Here is a 15,733-nt window from a genome sequence, read left to right as displayed (position 1 = left end):
TGTCATATCACATTCATATGGCCCGAGGCTTGTCGTATGGGCATCCGGGCTTAGTGCACCGAGTCCCGTCGAATCGTTGCTGCGTAGTCGTCCAGAATGCGCAGGATGTGATCATGCTGCCAGACGCGCTTTTTGCGCAATCCTGACTTCTCTTTCAGGACCCCGCGGTCGTTCAACGTTGCAAAGGCTCGGTGCGCGACGGCATCTGTGACACCCAAGGATGTTTTCACATAGTTGGAGCTGATCACGGGTTGCGCTATGAGCAGGGGGAGCAACTTGAACGCCGTCGAATTCGACCGAAGCCCCTGCAAGCGGTTGCGTGATTCTTCCAGCTCATCAGCGAGGGCATGCAGCAGCGCTTGACCCGTAGCAGCGGCATAGATCGAGACATCGATGAAGATCTTAACGATTGCAAGGGCGTTGCCTTGCCGGTAGGCAGTCAGCGCGTCGAAACAGCCAGGGATATCCCTCAGGATTCTCGCGGAGATCGGTGCGGTCGAATGGATGGTCACCTTGCGATGACGGAGCATTGCGTGGGCGGGGGCGCGCCCCGTTCTGCCGTTCCCGTCCACAAACGGATGGGTGCTCTCGAATTGGGCGTGTGCGACAGCTACCTGGATGAGAGTGGGGAGGTCATCGCGGTGGATGAACGCTTCAAGGTCAGCCAAGGCAGAGGGATCAGTTCATGCTGGGTCGCAACATGGTTCGCTCCGCGAGGTCCGGCGAAAATTTTGTAGCCGATCCATACGAGTTCTTGCCTGAACTTCCCAGCCTCATCGGCAACGTTGTCCTAGGTCCGTGCTTGCTCAGTCAGCAGCGAATTAGACGCTAGGAAATAACGACGGGTTGGTCGCAGATGAACAGGAAACACAATACAAGTAGCATTCGGCTAAAGAACCGTTTGTCCCTCAGTGAGCACAACCTTCGATCTCGAGATCTTCATGACAAGAGCGCATTTAGATGGATATAGCTCTTTAGAAGCCGTTGCAAGGATAGCCTGTTAGCTATTGTTATTGGAGCGAACGCGACGCTGATATTTCTGCTCATACATTAAAGCATCGGCCGCGGCAATACACTGATCAATGTTGGTACTACCTGGCTGAGCTGAATAGAATCCCATGGCTGCAGGAATCCCTGCTTCTTCCAAAGCCTCTTTGAATACTGAGAAATAAGCCTCTGTCTGGGATGGGGCTACTCCGTTGGCCAAAATCATGAACTCATCACCCCCGTATCGAGCGACGCGGCAGGACTCAGTGCTTTTACCTCTCAGGATCTCACCAGTGCGCTGCAACAATAAATCTCCAGCTGCATGACCTTGGCTGTCATTGACCTGCTTAAGCCCATTGAGGTCTATCACTGCAACCGAGACAGAATCGCCAAAAGCGTCGAGGCGTTCTTGCGCATCATTGGTGATCTTATCCCAGCCGCGTCGGTTCAACAGACCAGTTAAAGCATCTGTTTGCGCCAAGGCATCGGATAGCTCGCTATTTCTCCGTTCTCGATCAGCTACTCTTGCTAGCTTCAATTGGGCAGATAGAAGTGAACTGATAAGAGCAACGAGATCTTCATCTATTATTTCTCCTTCAGTGAGCGGATCGGTGCGCACGCCGCATAGGACCCCAAACATCTCATCCCGATCATCATTGATGGTGTACCCGGCATAGGCGCCCACCTTGGCTGAAGATCGCATACGCGAATAGTCAGGGTCTAGCTGCGTATTCTCCACAACATGAGCAGCACCTCTGGCCATTCGACTGCATAAAGATTCCTCCCACTCAACACGCTGACCAGTTTTGAGCAACTGACCCTGCTGCACGTGCAAATGGACCTGTTCTCCATCGATTACGCGAGAAACTGACCAATCCGTCAACGGAGTATGCCTTTTGAGGTAAGAAATAGCATGTTCGGCCGAATCGGTGAATATCTGAGCACCGTTAAACAACTGTGCATCTTTCGCAATGCGTGTCATCTTAGGCTCTAACCTCCGTGCAGCTCAGGCGATAATGCACTCAGAGCACAATTCGAAATTAAACAAACGTAAAATCCCCATGAGAACAGGAATCTTGTGCGAAACCGTTTCCTGATAAACAGGATAACAACCAGGTTCTGATTTGCTGAATGTTCTCTCTATATCCCACCAGAACCGTTTGGGTATTGGACGAATGATCGCGAGTTCATTGAGCCAAACATCGGCAAAGATTCAAAACTTTGGCATGTATCACTACCCCGTATTCGCTCTTAGCGGTCGCTACGGCACCCACTAGGATTTTCGTTCAGCATGGTCACACAGGAATTTACTACTCAACCGCAACCATTGTGGAAGCTCCCGGCACTGGAAAGAACAGTCGATCGATCGCTGGCAGCTCGGTGAAGGTAGGCAAGGGTGCAGTGAAGCAGTACGTATCGACTACATCGACCAACAGAGGCAAGGCTGCCAATCATGCCTTCAACAAATTGCGCGGCAAGGGATATAACTCCAACTTTGCCGTGAACAAGTCGACGACCGGTTCGAAGGTGAACTGTTCGCAGTTGGTGTGGGCGGCTTACAAGGCGGCGACGGGGATTGATCTGGACGGCAACGGCGGTTTGGGCGTTTATCCTTACAACATCAAGGATTCCTCAAAGACGGTGACGTACAAGACCCTCTAAGCGTACTGGAAAACTAGTATCTGGGCCGGCCTGAAATTGGGCCGGCCCAAACTCTGCACCAGAATGGAACATTCCATGATTCACACCCGTCGTATCATCACCGCAGCGGCAGTGGCGGCCACTGTTTTTACCCTGGTTAGCTGTTCACCAGCGGATCCCTCACCCCAAAAAACCGAGGCTCTAGGCGAGGCCACGTACGCACTGTGCTTCAGTGCTGCGAGCAGTGACATGGATGGGGAAAGCCAAGACGGAAAGGTTGTTCTGTTAAAGGATGATGGTGCTTTTACAGAGGTACAGACCTGGGGCATGGACATGTGCTCGATGAAGTGGACTGAGAAGGGGTTGTTCTTCAGTGATATGAAGACCGACTATCTGATTGATGGTGCCGGTTTGAAGAGTTTTGAGAATGCAAAAACTGATAGCCAATACGCCATGCTAGCCACAGCAGCGGATACTGCAGTGGGACTTTATAATCTGGGCTTCAGCGACGTGGGGTATACGACTCAGGTTGTGACCACTACCAGTTCCGGAACCTCTTTAGCCGAGGTTGAAGGTAGCTATTTCATTGCTGCTCAGTGCGAGGGGGAGGTCTTCGGAATTGGTTTGGCTACCGGCCCGTATTCGAAGACGGGGGATCCTGATACGGAGCCCATGGTTCTCAGCCAATTGACTGGCACGGAGGACGGCAAGGAAAAAGTTGTCGGCAGCAGTACACGGGCTAGAGAGGGCGCGGTACTCAATGATGCGCCATGCCATGATGGAAAAATCTACTACATCTCTGATGAGAGACGAGGTGGATTGGATGTTGCTGCTAAGGCCGTCTTATCGATATGGGACACCAAGACCGGTAAGTATGAGAGCAAGGCACTGATCTCAGATGAAGCGACTGAGCCTTTCATCAGTGAAGATGGTACGGGCCTTCCCCAGGTAACCCGCCAGTCGCTGAAGGACGGAAAGCTTGAATGGTACGGGGTTAAGGACTTGATCATGTCTACGGACATTCAGACGGGACAGACAGAACGCAAGTTTACGGTGGAAGCGTATAGCGATAATTCGGCTTCATCGAAGGCGATCTTCACTGATGCCGACGTTGTCATCATGGCGGATAACAATGATGGTTCTCCGTACAGGGTTTTGCGTTATGACCGGCACACCGGGGAAGAGGTGGGGCGGGCCGTGTTGGATGACGATCCCGCAAACCTCAGCAGTGGTTTCTTCTTTAGGGGATTTGCGGTGAAGCCGTGAGGGTCTACTTTGTTCTCGTTTAGCCGATTGTTTTGGTTGTGGAATTTCATTTCTCTGGTTGTGATGACCCGGGCTGATGACGGCTGGTTCTTATCGAGTTAGATCGACTTTCTGTGTAGATGACCAGCTTTTTCGTGTGATATCGACCTTTACGCAGCGGCCGGGGATAGCCGTCTCGCGGCAGGCTACCCTTCAGGGGCGACGCAGGTTGGTAGGGAACGGAAAATTGGCTCGGAGTCATAACGCCAGGACTCTGAACAAACCTAGTGATCAAGAACTGGCCGATGGCGGTTCGAGAAGCGATCACTGAACCATATTCTGCCGATGGCCCAGCTGACGGCCGCCAGCGGCACGGCAAGGATCGCCCCGATAATTCCAGCGAGCACGGCCCCGGCGCTTAACGCGATCAGAATAACCAGAGGGTGGATATGGAGGGTTTTCCCCATCACCAGCGGTTGGAGAAGGTTGCCCTCTAGCTGATTCACAGCGAAGCTGACGCCAATGATGATCAGTGCTGCCGTTGGGCCATTGGCCACGAAAGCGACCAGAGCGGCAAGAAGTCCGGTGGTGGTGGCGCCGAGTATTGGGATGAAGGCACCGATGAAGACCACGACAGCCAGAGGAAGCGCCAGGGGTACCTGCAAAATCCATAAGGCAAGGCCGATCAGCACGGAGTCAACCAGAGCTACGATGGCTGTGCCACGTACGTATCCGCCTAGCACCTCTATACCGTGTATTCCGGCGAGCCGGGCTTTTGCCAATTGTCGCCCTTTGAGAGGTATCAAGCAGAATGCCCACAACTTCTTGCCGTCTTTGAGGAAGAAGAACAAGATGACTGCCATGAGGATGAAACCAGTGAAGACCTGCGTGGCAACGAAGATGCTGTCTACCGCGGTGTTCCCTGCCGCCTTGCTGGTAACGAAATCGCTCGCCGCGTTGCGGGCATCCTGGATCATGGAATCATCTACGGGCAATGGTCCCTGTGCGATCCAGGCGTACAAACGGTCAAATTTTTTCACCGCCTGATCCACAAGTTCCGCCCACTGAGCACGGATGGTTACGACGACCCCGGCGATGACAGCCGCGAAACCGGAGAGTACGAGAATGTAGGCCGTCCCGCTAGCCACCGTGTTAGGCCACCCCTTGCCACGCAACCAATTCACCAGCGGTGCGATGGCTGCTGCCAGAATTACGGCCAGCAAGAATGGGATGACAACCAAAGTGACCTTGTGCAACCCGTAGACCGCAACCACAACCAAGGCAAGCAGCCATAGTATCTGGCGGGAGCGTTCACCAGCCCAGCTGAGGCTGTCGGGCCAGCGCATGCCCTCGGCCGGGTTCCGTTCATTATTTATCGTCTTCACGCGGGTCTCTTTTCTTGGGCAAGCTGCAGAAGGCCTCGTCAATTGCATTCAACTGCCCACGGCCGGTGCAAGATCTATGTTTCTTCGGGCGGGTAGCAGTGGTGCATGCTCCGCAGTTCTTGCAGCGCCAGAGGGTGCGGGCGGCACTGGTTTCGCCGTCTTGACGAACTTGTTTTCGCGTCCACCACAGCGGGGTTGATGCACAATTGTTGACCCGAGCACAGGCTTTCAAAGCATCTGCTCGTGGCGGTGTTGCTAGCAGGGAAGTGTTTCAGATGGATTCTATACATCTTTGGGCACTGGACTTGCGTTGGGTGAGCTGGCTGTCAGCATTAAACACTGAAGCATCCCGCGATGTCCATGGGATGCTTCAGTGCGAATAGGCTGATTTTCAGTTATACACAAGACCAGCTTAACTCTCCGCACCGCAGGTCAGTCAGCAAGTTCAGGATCATCCAGGGAATCTTCAGCTTGCGATTTACCTACTGCACCGAGGTGCGTGTTGTACGAGGTTCGATGTTCTAGGTCGCTGCACACGTAACAGGGGATTTCAAAAGTGATGGCACTGTGTGCCCAGTACCTGAACCGGAACGTTCTCGCCCCGTCAGGTGTGCCATGGGCGATGAATTCCCCCACTGTCTGGCCTTGTGGTTCGGCCAGTACGTTTTCCAATGCCGGGTTTGGCAGAAAGACGTACCAGAAGCTCAGGTGGTCCTCGGGTTCATCGTAGATCGCGACCACTGCGGATCGTCCGTGGATGGAGACCAGTCCCATGACGTCATCGAGTCGTTCGTGGGGTTCTGCCAGGACGATGGGCATCCCTTCCCTTCAGCCGTAGGAGGCCAGATGGATGCGGGCTTGGCGGGAGCCAAGAATATGCTTGACGTGTTCAGCGGTGTGGGATCTTGGGCTGTGGATGGACATGGCGGGCCTCCGCTCCTGCGGCTCTTGCGGTATTTCCAGTTAGAGCCATGCCGTGATGCGTTGTCGTGGATGGTGCAGGTGCCAGGTTTGCCACGGGTACTATCGCGGAGTGTTCTTCCGACGGTACGCGCAATTCCCTCATATGGATACCCGACAGTTGAGTGTTGCTCTAAATGAAGAGCTAGTTCGCGGGTGATAGCCCAAAGAATGATCAGCTTATTCTGAAATTCCTTCGCGGAGAAGAATCGAGCAAGGCTCGTGCTGCTAGTTATTATCGGTCACGTTCGCGGAGTTCAGCCAGGCTGCGTCAACCATGTCGAGCAGCCGGCGCATGCTGTGCAGTTCGGGCTGGTTTTGCTGGTCCTGTGCTGAAAGGTATCGAAGGTAATGCTGGAGCGCCTCGAAGAGGAAGTAGCTGTCTTCTTCGCGGTCGATATCGAGCACAACTCGGTAGGGGATAAAGGTTTTCGCTGAGCTCATCCAATTCATCCTGAAATGCCCAACTGCCGACATTGCGATGAAAGTCGGCAGTTGATTGAAGCGGATGCTGCGTCCCAGGCAGCTTTCCGCGCTGATGGTGAGCATTTCCTAACGCCTTTCACGAGAAGACGTCATTGAGAGGGGACTGGCAGGCAGCAGAGTCCGGTTCGAAGGCTACGAAGGGGGAGCGTCCTCGCTTCATGGGTGATGCCAACACGGTTTCGGGGCCTGTTTCTGGCCGCTGAGTTGTGACGGGTCCTGGTATCCGCAAACCTGGATAGAGGACCGAGGCCAACAACTAGCCCCCGACGGCGCCCGGTTCTGGCTCGCCAGCCGTTCCACGGGGTATTGGCTGGCTGGCCAGGGGAATGAGCCAGAACCGGGGTTAAGGTGTTTACCTGCTAGTGCCCGCCGCGACGCGCTCGGCTCCAGATTGGTGTGCTGGCATCGGGTATCGAGCCGATGAGGTGGTTCGCGACTGCATCGCGGGGCAGGCCGGGATCTTGTGGGCGACGGCAGTGTTCTTCCAGAATTTCACGCGGAACTCAGCAATGAGCTCGGTCGACAGGCGTTCGAAGAACTCTCCCATGGTGAGTCGATCGGCGCAGGCCTTGGTGACTTTCAGTGCTGCTTGGGGGACGGTGACGTGCATCATGTGCAGTTCCTCGGTCTGCGGATCGAGCATGGCCACCAGCACTGCGCGGCCATGGATCGATGCCATTCCCATGGCATCGTTGAGCGTTTCGGCCGGCTGGGTCATGACGATCGGCATTCCCTGCGCCCAGCCGTAGTCGGACAGGTGGGCTTTGCCTTCACGGGTGGCGAGAAAATCAGCGACTCTGACTGCGGTTCGGGTTCGTACGATTCGACCTGGCATTTTAGATACTTCCCTTTCTTGCACTGCTCATGAAAATAGCGATATTGACGTAAGGCTCCGCAGCGGGATGCGCTTTGGAAAGGTTCTTTCGTTTTGGTGCTGCCGCTCTTGGTGGGCGGCGGGTGCTGCAGGTCCTAGGCCATGCTCAAATCTGCATGGGATGCACCTGATTGACTTCCCGAACTGGCGGGTTCGAGACCTGACCCGGGGGTGGGGGTCTGCTTCGGAGCGGCGAAAGGCTGATCGAGCCAATGCGCGGGGAGTTCGGCCTCGGGTGCGTGCTCTGGTGCTGCGAGAAGGCTCTCCTTGCCCGCGACGGCGAACTGCAGATTCTTCACCTCGAAGCGGACACCGAGCGCTGTTTCCATCTGCGGCAGGAGGGTGTCGTTGACGTACTGCATCAACTCGGACACCTGGTCTTCGCTTTTTGCCGTGCATGCCAAGTTGATGACCAGCTGCTCTGGGGAGCCGGTAATGGTGCATATTGCTGAATGCACGGTATCCCGGCTCTGGCACTGTTCAGAGGCGAAGGTGGCGATCTTCTGGATTCGCGTGCTCCACGCGTTGCCTTGCTGCGGGGAGGTTTCTACGGGAACTGCTAAGGATTTTTTCATCTTTCACTCCGGTACTGATAGCTGTTTCGTAGTAGAATATCTTTAGACAGGCTAACTATTAGCTAGGTTACATGAATTTTTCGGTGTTGGGCAAGCTGGACCTCGCGGAAAAGGGCATTGGAAGCCCCGGGGGTTGCGGGCATGGCGTTCGTATCCGGCGGAAGGAGTTCTTCTCATGAGCAGCTATCAAGCCAGCGGGTATTGGTATGGCGAGGGCGGTTCGGTGCCCGAGGCAGTGGATTTGTTGAATCTGATGCGCAGGTACCGTGAGGCTGAGCGTAGGATGCGAGCTGCGACCCGCGGCTCGATGGGGATGAACGAGACCGATATGTCCGCGCTGCGATTCCTGCTCTCCGCGCACCGCAAAGGGGTGACTCCCCGCCAGCGGGATTTTGCTGAGGAACTGGGGATCTCCAATGCTTCGGTGTCGGTATTGATCGACCGGTTATGCCGCGATGGGTATGCCGAGCGTGTTGTGCATCCTGCGGATCGGCGGTCTGTGGGAATTGTGCCCACGGATTACAGTGATACGGAAGTTCGTGGAACGCTGCATCGGATGCATGAGCAGATGATGGATGCCGTAGGCACGCTCTCCGAGGACGAGCGGGTTGCGGCAGCCAAGTTCCTGGAGGCTATGATCCGCAGTGTCGAGATCGATGACGAGCCAAGCCGGCCGTCCGCGGGGAGGGGCGCGGTGAGGGAGAGCGCCCTGCCTTCGCGGTAGGCACAAGGCGCAGGGCATGTGATTCGCCCATGGTGCGCAGCGTGGCTGCCGGCTTGACTGCCAGCCTTGCCGCGGGGCGGTCCTGGCTGGTCGGCTAAGGCATTTATCGGGCGAGTGCCAAATGCGCGAAAGAGCCCATTTCCGGGTTTCTGGGGAAAAGCTTATGGCTACTGCCATGGATAACCCAGGGCCGTAGGGTGGGGGCAGCAAAATTATTTAGCCGGTCTAACAAGTTAGGATGATGCAAATGCGACGAAAGCACCTTGACGTCAGTGTCAGCCATGACGAGTTCGAAGATCTGAATAACGCTCTGGAGGACCATCGAGATGGTTTCAAGAGGATGGCCGAAGAGGCGGCCAATGGCTTCGGCTTGGAACCGGAATACTGGGAAGGGCGAGCTGCGGAAGTCGAGGGTCTGCGCGAGACGATTCACGAGCACAGTACTGACGAGCTCGAACAGGGCGAGTCTTCCACCAAAGAAGCGGACACTGGCCCCGAGGTCGATTCGGCTCGGGATCGGGACTTCGAGTCTGATTCTCGTCAATGAACATCCGGCGCAGGCATGCCAGATGCGCTTCCTCGCACGGCAACGGTCCACCGCGATTCCGTGGTGGACCGTTGCTCCGCGGGTGCAGTTAGGCACGCTTTCGCGTGAGCACTCCCCAAATGACCAGTACGATCAACGAACCGCCGATGGCCAGAAGCCAACTGGACAGGGACCAGAACTGATCCACTCCTTCACCGAAGACGGCTGAGCCGATCCAGCCACCTACGACCGCGCCGACGATGCCCAGCAGTAAAGTAGCGAGCCATCCGCCACCCTGCTCTCCGGGTTTGATGGCCTTGGCAATAGCACCGGCTATCAGTCCCAGAACGATCCAACCTAAAATACCCATGAGCTCTCCTCCATTATTTTGTATCGGGTCTTGTTCGTCGTCGGCGACACTCGCCCCTTGTCCCGTAAGCTACCCGCAAGTAAGAGCCACTGGCTGATTGCTGGAAGATTCCTGATGGCTGAGGGAATGCGATAGGGGCGAAAACGCCATTGCGTACTACCACGTTCAGAGGGTGGGAGGCAAAAGTCCTCACGCTGCAAAAAGAGCAACATGACCCGGCTGCCGGGCTAGCAGGACGCTATCTGGCTTTATCGGAAAAGAAAAGCACTGTGTGAGCCTGAGAATGATTCATAAAGAAGAATCCTGGCAGGCATGCTTTGATAGGTGGCCGATGCCGGGGGAACGATCACTGGTGCATGGAGGGAAAAATCAGCTCGCCCCTGTTCCTCGAGGGTGTTGCGTGCAAGCACCAACGCCGTTGACAGTTACACCTGGTCTGATGCCTCAGCATGAGTTGAGGCTAGCTTACTGCTTTCGACGCCGTTCCAGTGACTGATAGAAGTTCCGGTCCGGTACGAGAACCTGCGTTTTCGCTGGAAGTCCGTTGCGCGGTGCCAAGGGCCCGGTAGCGTGGCGTGTGTACCTGATGGACAAGTTGAACGGGAGATTGCCGTGGAGCACGATAAAGCAGCACACATTGATGAAGTGGAAAAGCTTGTGGAAACCATCAAGGACATCAAGATTGCGATGCTAACGACTCATGGACCGGACGGGTTGGAAAGTCGTCCGCTGAGTGTCACCGAGGTGGGCAACGACGCGGACGTGTGGTTCTTCACTGCTGCTTCTTCGGATGTTGCCGAGCAGGTCTCCAAGGACCAGGAAGTTAACGCCGCGTTCTCGAACGACAAGTTCTGGGTGTCGCTCAGCGGCAAGGCCAATCTGGTCACGGACGTTGCCAAGAAGAAGGAACTGTGGAATTCGGCGGTGGCAGCCTTCTTCAGCCAGGAGCCCGAATCCCCGGAGGTTGTGCTCATCCAGCTGAAATCCGACTCCGCGCAATACTGGGAAAACCCCGGCGGGGTACTGAGCCTGGCCGCCAGTTGGGTCAAGGGCAAGGTAACCGGAGAAGCCGCCCATCCCGGGGATTCGGCAACCGTAGATCTGTAGCCGTGAAGGTGTGAGCGACAAGGGCGCGGAATTCGCATGAACTGCGATTTGCGTGCCCTTGGCCGTTGTATGATGTTGCGGCTATGCGGACGGCTGTCTTTCGCTTTCGACGACCTATCTGCGGTTGGGCACCTTCATGCCGGATGTACCCCGCCGGGTATCAGGGGAGTGTATCCGAGGGGCAATTCAGGAAACGTGAACGGTAGGTTGCAAGGCATCTCATTGAGCCCAGGTCCCCCAAGAAACATTAGAGGAGATCTCGGCTAGTTTTCGCATTGCGGCCGGTTGCCGGCGCCAGCCTATCGCGGCACGCGCGGGTGGCGGTCTTGACCAGCATGAGCACGAGCAGCAGGATGCCCACATAGCCGTTGACCACGTACACCACGTTGACCATCTGGCTGAACGGCACCAACAGGCCGATGACGGTTCCAAGAACCGCGAGGCCGACGGTGCTGTAGCGGAATCGAGGAGTGTTGTCCGCGAAGAAGCGCGAGGAGACCGTCCACAACAGCGGAACCGCAGTTGTGTAGATGCCAGCGAGGATCATCACCGAGATTCCGGAGGCGAGCACCGGGCTGATATCGGTGGCCAGCACCAGCATCGGGATCTCGGTCCCGGCTACCTTGGTGATGTTGGCCAGCAGGCCCAGGCCCACGATGATGCATGCCAGCGAGAAGGCGATGGCGCCCAGGCTTCCCCCGGCGACCGCTTCCTTGCGGCTGCGCGCCGTCTTTCCCAAGGCAGTCAGGAACGCGGCCAACCACAGCATGCAGAACCCGACGTAGGACAGGGCGGAGAGCACCCAGTTGCTGGAAGCCTGGGTGACATCCAGGCCCGGCAGCAGCGCATTGCCCGCGCTGATGCCGTCGCTGCCGCGGACAATGCCCATGATGCCCAGGGCAATGGCAATCACGACAATGAGCGGGCCGATCTTGCCGATGATGTCCACCAGCGAGCGCAGGCCGAACCAGACGCTGGCACCGACCACGATGGCCAGGGCGCCGCCGCCGATGAAGCGCGAGAGTCCGTAGTGCTCCTCGAACACTGCGCCGGCGCCGGCGACCATGACGGCAAAGCTCAGGAAGACGAAGAGAATCGAGAAGTAGTCGAAGAAGCTGCCCAGGTGCTTCCCGCAGTAGTAGTGGAAGATCTGCGAGGGCTTGTCGAATTTCTTGGCTTGGCCCACCACGAAGAGCTCGATGATGACGTAGGACATGAGCGCCAGTACCAGGGCGCCGGTGCCGAAGATTCCCCAGTAGCCGTAGGACGTGAAGTACTGCAGGATTTCCTGGCCGGTGGCGAACCCGGATCCGATCAGGAAGGCAATAATTGCCCCCGCGAATGTCAGGACGCGCTTGGGGCTCAGCCTGCGGGTGCTGGCTCCGAGCGGTTGCACTGCGGTTCTGTCTGTCATGCTGAATCCGACCTGCCTTCTTCTAGTTGACTGGGGATATTGATTAATATCTTATTGATATATCAGTGATCTAGTTCACACAGTAGGGAAGATCGAGCTAGCGGTCAATGGGTCTGCGGAAGATTACGCGCAGGTGGTGCCAGCAGGGGAGGCGGCTCCCGCAGGCAGGGTGGCCTGGCCGTTCAGCTTCCATCCAGCAGGCGCACAGCGAACGGAAGATGGCGGCGATAGAATTGCAATTAGCCGCCGAAGCGTTCCCGGCGGACGGAAAGGCAAATCAAGCAGTGGCCCCCAGGATTCCATCGAGCAAGCACAGTGCGAACTTTCCTGCCGCTGCGCTGCCCTCGGGCCGCGGGTTGCCCTTCCTGAAGCAGATTTTCAGCTTCCTGCTGCGCGTGCTGAAGCTCAGCCACGTGCGCGTGCTCCGCTACCTCGCGGTGATCACCACTTTGCAGGCAGTTAACGGCCTGCTGGTGATCCCCGCGATCAAGTACCTCTTCGGGCTGGCGCTGGAAAATAGCAACCTGGGCAACGTCACCGACCGGACCTACACCGCGCTGCTGGCCCACCCGGTCTCGGTGCTGCTCCTGGTTGCCATTGCGGTGCTGGCACTGGGTGCGGTGAGCGTGCAGTTCGTGGCGCTGATAGTGATGGTCAACCGCCAGCAATCCGGGCAGCCTCCCAATCTTCGGGCGATATGCCGCGAAACCGCCTTCTGCCTGCGCCGGATGCTGTCCTATCCCTCGCCGCTGATGATGGCGTACTTCTTCCTCGCCCTGCCGCTGGGCGGCCTGGGCCTGTCGTCCGTGCTGATCCAAGGTGTGGGCATCCCGCCGTTCATCACCCGCGAATACCTCAAGGCGCCGTTGAGCACGGCCCTCTACCTGCTAATGATCGGCGCGATCATCTATGCCAACCTCCGCCTGGTGCTCACCTTGCCGCTGCTGGCCGTCGGCCCGAAGAAGCCGCTGGCCGCCCTGGGCGCCAGCCTGAAAGCCACCCGCCGCAACAGCCTGCGCTACCTGCTGCTGATCGGGATCCCGCTGGGTGCCAGCGCCTTATGCGCCTCGCTGCTGGTCGAGGCGCTGGTATGGATCTCGGATCTGGCCACCGGGCTGCTTAGCGAGCAGGATTCGGCGCTGGTGGCGACCCTGTGCATCGGCGTGGGCCACACGCTGGGCTTTTTGCTGATCGGGGCCGCTACCGTGATGGCGATCCAGGTCGTGGTGGCCCTGGGCCGCGAACACCTGCAGTTGCCGGTCACCCTGCAGGAACGCTCGCAACGGCATCGCCGGGCTCAGTCCCTCGTGCTGAAGGCAGCGGCCGGATCCGCGGCCGCCGCACTGGTGCTTTCGGGCAGCCTTGCCGCCTCCCCGGCCCTGGGACAGACCGCAACCGGAGCCGGGGAGGCCAAGATCCTGGCCCACCGCGGCTATTCCGCCGGCGGGGTGGAGAACACGCTGGCCGCACTGGACGCCGCGGCAGCGCATCAGGCCGATATCGTCGAGGCTGATTTCCAGGAAACCGCGGATGGGCATTTCGTCGCCAGCCATGACACCAACCTGCTGGTGGTGGCCGGGGTGAACCAGAACATCCATGAGATGACCCTGGCCGAAGTCCGGAAGGTCACGGTCCGCGAAGGCGGCTTCACCGGGCGCATCCCCACCATGCAGGAATATCTCCAGCGCGCCGAGCAGCTGGGCATCCAGGTGCTCGTGGAACTGAAGGTCACCGGACATGAATCCAAGGACTATCTCACGCGCTTCCTTGCGCAGGCCGCCGCCGCCGGAACCGCCACGGAGAACATCTACCATTCGCTGAACCCCCGCGCGGTCAAGGAAATCAAGCAACGGCGACCCGAGTTGCGGGTCGGGCTGACCGTGGCGATGAGCATGGGCGGACTGCCGAAGACGAAGGCCGACTTCTACACGCTGGAGCAGGCCTCCTTCACCCGCGAGTTCCTGGCCCAGGCCCATGCGCTGGACCGCGAGGTGCATATCTGGACGGTGAACGACGAGTCGACCATCCGCGAGCTGCTGGGCGCCGGCGTGGACGGCATCGTCACCGACAACGTCGAGCTGGCCATCCGCGACCGCTACCTGGTGGCCAACCACCCGGCCGCGGACTACCGCGTAGGCTCCACGCTGGCCTACTTGGACATCTTCCGCTAGCCTCCGCTGCTCAGGGTGTCTCCGGGTAGGTGCCATCACCCAGATCCGGATCTGCCAGGGACTGCAGCGGATCATGCAAGAACACCCGGCGCCCCTCATTGCGCAGCCGGCGCAGCCCCTCCAGGGTCATGCGGGCCACGTCGGTGAAGGAGAACACCCGGGAGATATCCACGTGCACCGGCCCGTCGAAATCCGATTCGGCGAACAGGTCGAGCAGCTCGGCGGCGGCGGTGAACTGCACATTGCCCTGCAAGGTGAACGTCTCGCGGGTGCCCCCGCGCCGCACATCGATGACATCGAGCCGTCCATGGCTCGGGGCCAGCAGGTGCATGCCCATATCCGTGGACAGCCGTTCGAAGGCCCGCCGCGACCGCTGGCTGTTGCCGTGCGGATCCAGCCGAGGCGAGAAGGCGCCGATGCCCACCTGGTTCGGCAGCACGCCCACCAGCCCGCCGGCCACCCCGCTCTTTGCAGGAATCCCGACCCGGGTCAGCCAGTCGCCGGCTCCGTCATACATGCCGGCCACCGCCATCACCGACATGACCTGCCGGGCCGTGTCCTCATCCATGATCCGCTCGTGCGTGCACGGCTGCACCCCGCCGTTGGCCAGGGTGGCGGCCATCGCCGACAGGTCGGCCACGGTGACCAAGATGGAGCACTGCCGGGTGTAGCCGGCCACCACCTCATGCGGGTCATCGGCAATGATCCCGTGCTTGCGCAGCATATGGGCCATGGACAGGTTGTGGTCGGCGGTGCCCAGCTCCGAGTTGAAGACCGCCTCGTCGATGCGCAGCTGCCGTCCGGCCAGTGCCGAGAACAGCTCAAGCGCCCGGGCGACCCGCTGCTCGCCGGTGGCGTCGGCACCGACCAGCAGCCCGTGGGCGGCGATGGCCCCGGCATTGATCATCGGGTTCTTCGGCCGGTTTGTGCTAGCCTCCAGCGACAGCTCGTTGAAGGCTTCGCCCGAGGGCTCCACCCCGATGCGCTCCAGAACCTGCTCCAGGCCGCGGTCCATGATGGCCGCGGCGTAGGCGAAGGGCTTGGAAATCGACTGGATGGTGAACTCGATGCCTGCATCCCCGGCGGTGTAGGTGCTGCCCATGGCGGTGGTCACGGCCAAGGCGAAATAGTCGGGATTGGCTTCGGCCAGCTCGGGAATGTAGCCGGCGCGCTCGCCGCTGGTGTCATCGCGCAACGCGTCGAGCACTTCGCGCAGGTAATCGGGAATCGGATTCTGCATGGGTGCAATCCTCAAGATCGAATCGGAC

At 58.4% G+C, this 15,733-nt stretch carries 16 protein-coding genes; 6 read left to right on the top strand and 10 right to left on the bottom strand.

Annotation, left to right across the window (positions count from 1 at the left end; all coding sequences use genetic code 11):
• Positions 1-50: 50 nt before the first annotated feature.
• Together F0M17_RS17770 and F0M17_RS15450 are read right to left on the bottom strand one after the other, a co-directional pair.
• A complete protein-coding gene (locus F0M17_RS17770) occupies positions 51-668 on the bottom strand; it encodes a Fic family protein (protein WP_149597480.1) in 618 nt (205 codons plus the stop codon).
• A 332-nt stretch (positions 669-1,000) separates the two neighbouring features.
• The gene (locus F0M17_RS15450) at positions 1,001-1,969 is read right to left on the bottom strand and encodes a GGDEF domain-containing protein (protein ID WP_149597479.1); all 969 of its coding nucleotides are present in this window, start codon (positions 1,967-1,969) and stop codon (positions 1,001-1,003) included.
• Between the two features lie 239 nt (positions 1,970-2,208).
• On the opposite strand from F0M17_RS15450, the gene F0M17_RS15445 reads away from it, so the two are divergent.
• The gene (locus F0M17_RS15445; RefSeq protein ID WP_149597478.1) at positions 2,209-2,649 is read left to right on the top strand and encodes a YiiX/YebB-like N1pC/P60 family cysteine hydrolase; all 441 of its coding nucleotides are present in this window, start codon (positions 2,209-2,211) and stop codon (positions 2,647-2,649) included.
• Positions 2,650-2,724: 75 nt separating this feature from the next.
• Entirely contained in the window at positions 2,725-3,894 is a 1,170-nt protein-coding gene (locus tag F0M17_RS15440; protein ID WP_149597477.1) for a hypothetical protein, read from the top strand.
• A gap of 263 nt (positions 3,895-4,157) precedes the next feature.
• On the opposite strand, the gene F0M17_RS15435 is transcribed toward F0M17_RS15440, so the two are convergent.
• The 5 genes from F0M17_RS15435 to F0M17_RS15415 form a co-directional block, all read right to left on the bottom strand.
• On the bottom strand, positions 4,158-5,258 hold the full coding sequence (locus F0M17_RS15435; RefSeq protein WP_246857082.1) for an AI-2E family transporter: 1,101 nt from the start codon (positions 5,256-5,258) through the stop codon (positions 4,158-4,160).
• A 432-nt stretch (positions 5,259-5,690) separates the two neighbouring features.
• Positions 5,691-6,077 carry a hypothetical protein gene (locus F0M17_RS15430; RefSeq protein ID WP_073707028.1) on the bottom strand — a complete coding sequence of 129 codons (387 nt, stop codon included), beginning with the start codon at positions 6,075-6,077 and terminating at the stop codon, positions 5,691-5,693.
• Positions 6,078-6,446: 369 nt separating this feature from the next.
• Positions 6,447-6,767, bottom strand: a complete 321-nt coding sequence (locus F0M17_RS15425; RefSeq protein ID WP_149597475.1) for a hypothetical protein — start codon at positions 6,765-6,767, stop codon at positions 6,447-6,449.
• Positions 6,768-7,056: 289 nt separating this feature from the next.
• On the bottom strand, positions 7,057-7,539 hold the full coding sequence (locus tag F0M17_RS15420; protein WP_149597474.1) for a hypothetical protein: 483 nt from the start codon (positions 7,537-7,539) through the stop codon (positions 7,057-7,059).
• A 134-nt stretch (positions 7,540-7,673) separates the two neighbouring features.
• Positions 7,674-8,153, bottom strand: coding sequence for a hypothetical protein (locus F0M17_RS15415; protein WP_149597473.1), 480 nt, complete (start codon positions 8,151-8,153; stop codon positions 7,674-7,676).
• A 175-nt stretch (positions 8,154-8,328) separates the two neighbouring features.
• On the opposite strand from F0M17_RS15415, the gene F0M17_RS15410 reads away from it, so the two are divergent.
• Both F0M17_RS15410 and F0M17_RS15405 read left to right on the top strand, forming a co-directional pair.
• Positions 8,329-8,877: a MarR family winged helix-turn-helix transcriptional regulator gene (locus tag F0M17_RS15410; RefSeq protein ID WP_073707025.1), complete on the top strand. Its 549-nt coding sequence runs from the start codon at positions 8,329-8,331 to the stop codon at positions 8,875-8,877.
• Positions 8,878-9,124: 247 nt separating this feature from the next.
• Positions 9,125-9,424 (top strand): hypothetical protein, encoded by a 300-nt coding sequence (locus tag F0M17_RS15405; protein ID WP_149597472.1) that lies wholly within the window; start codon positions 9,125-9,127, stop codon positions 9,422-9,424.
• Positions 9,425-9,512: 88 nt separating this feature from the next.
• On the opposite strand, the gene F0M17_RS15400 is transcribed toward F0M17_RS15405, so the two are convergent.
• Positions 9,513-9,773, bottom strand: a complete 261-nt coding sequence (locus F0M17_RS15400) for a GlsB/YeaQ/YmgE family stress response membrane protein (protein WP_066142438.1) — start codon at positions 9,771-9,773, stop codon at positions 9,513-9,515.
• A 612-nt stretch (positions 9,774-10,385) separates the two neighbouring features.
• Here F0M17_RS15400 and F0M17_RS15395 point away from each other — a divergent pair.
• Positions 10,386-10,880, top strand: a complete 495-nt coding sequence (locus F0M17_RS15395) for a pyridoxamine 5'-phosphate oxidase family protein (RefSeq protein ID WP_246857081.1) — start codon at positions 10,386-10,388, stop codon at positions 10,878-10,880.
• Positions 10,881-11,127: 247 nt separating this feature from the next.
• Here the strand turns inward: F0M17_RS15395 and F0M17_RS15390 are convergent, their stop codons facing one another.
• The gene (locus tag F0M17_RS15390; protein WP_149597471.1) at positions 11,128-12,294 is read right to left on the bottom strand and encodes a hypothetical protein; all 1,167 of its coding nucleotides are present in this window, start codon (positions 12,292-12,294) and stop codon (positions 11,128-11,130) included.
• A 284-nt stretch (positions 12,295-12,578) separates the two neighbouring features.
• Between F0M17_RS15390 and F0M17_RS15385 the strand changes: the two genes are divergently transcribed.
• Positions 12,579-14,465: a glycerophosphoryl diester phosphodiesterase membrane domain-containing protein gene (locus tag F0M17_RS15385; protein WP_168202039.1), complete on the top strand. Its 1,887-nt coding sequence runs from the start codon at positions 12,579-12,581 to the stop codon at positions 14,463-14,465.
• A gap of 10 nt (positions 14,466-14,475) precedes the next feature.
• On the opposite strand, the gene F0M17_RS15380 is transcribed toward F0M17_RS15385, so the two are convergent.
• The gene (locus tag F0M17_RS15380) at positions 14,476-15,705 is read right to left on the bottom strand and encodes a glutaminase (RefSeq protein WP_149597469.1); all 1,230 of its coding nucleotides are present in this window, start codon (positions 15,703-15,705) and stop codon (positions 14,476-14,478) included.
• Positions 15,706-15,733: the final 28 nt, after the last annotated feature.

Origin of the sequence: Glutamicibacter sp. ZJUTW, from assembly GCF_008370855.1 — a bacterium.
Classification (GTDB): domain Bacteria; phylum Actinomycetota; class Actinomycetes; order Actinomycetales; family Micrococcaceae; genus Glutamicibacter; species Glutamicibacter nicotianae.
Note: the sequence above shows the minus strand (reverse complement) of the source record. Positions and strands in the feature narration are given on the sequence as shown.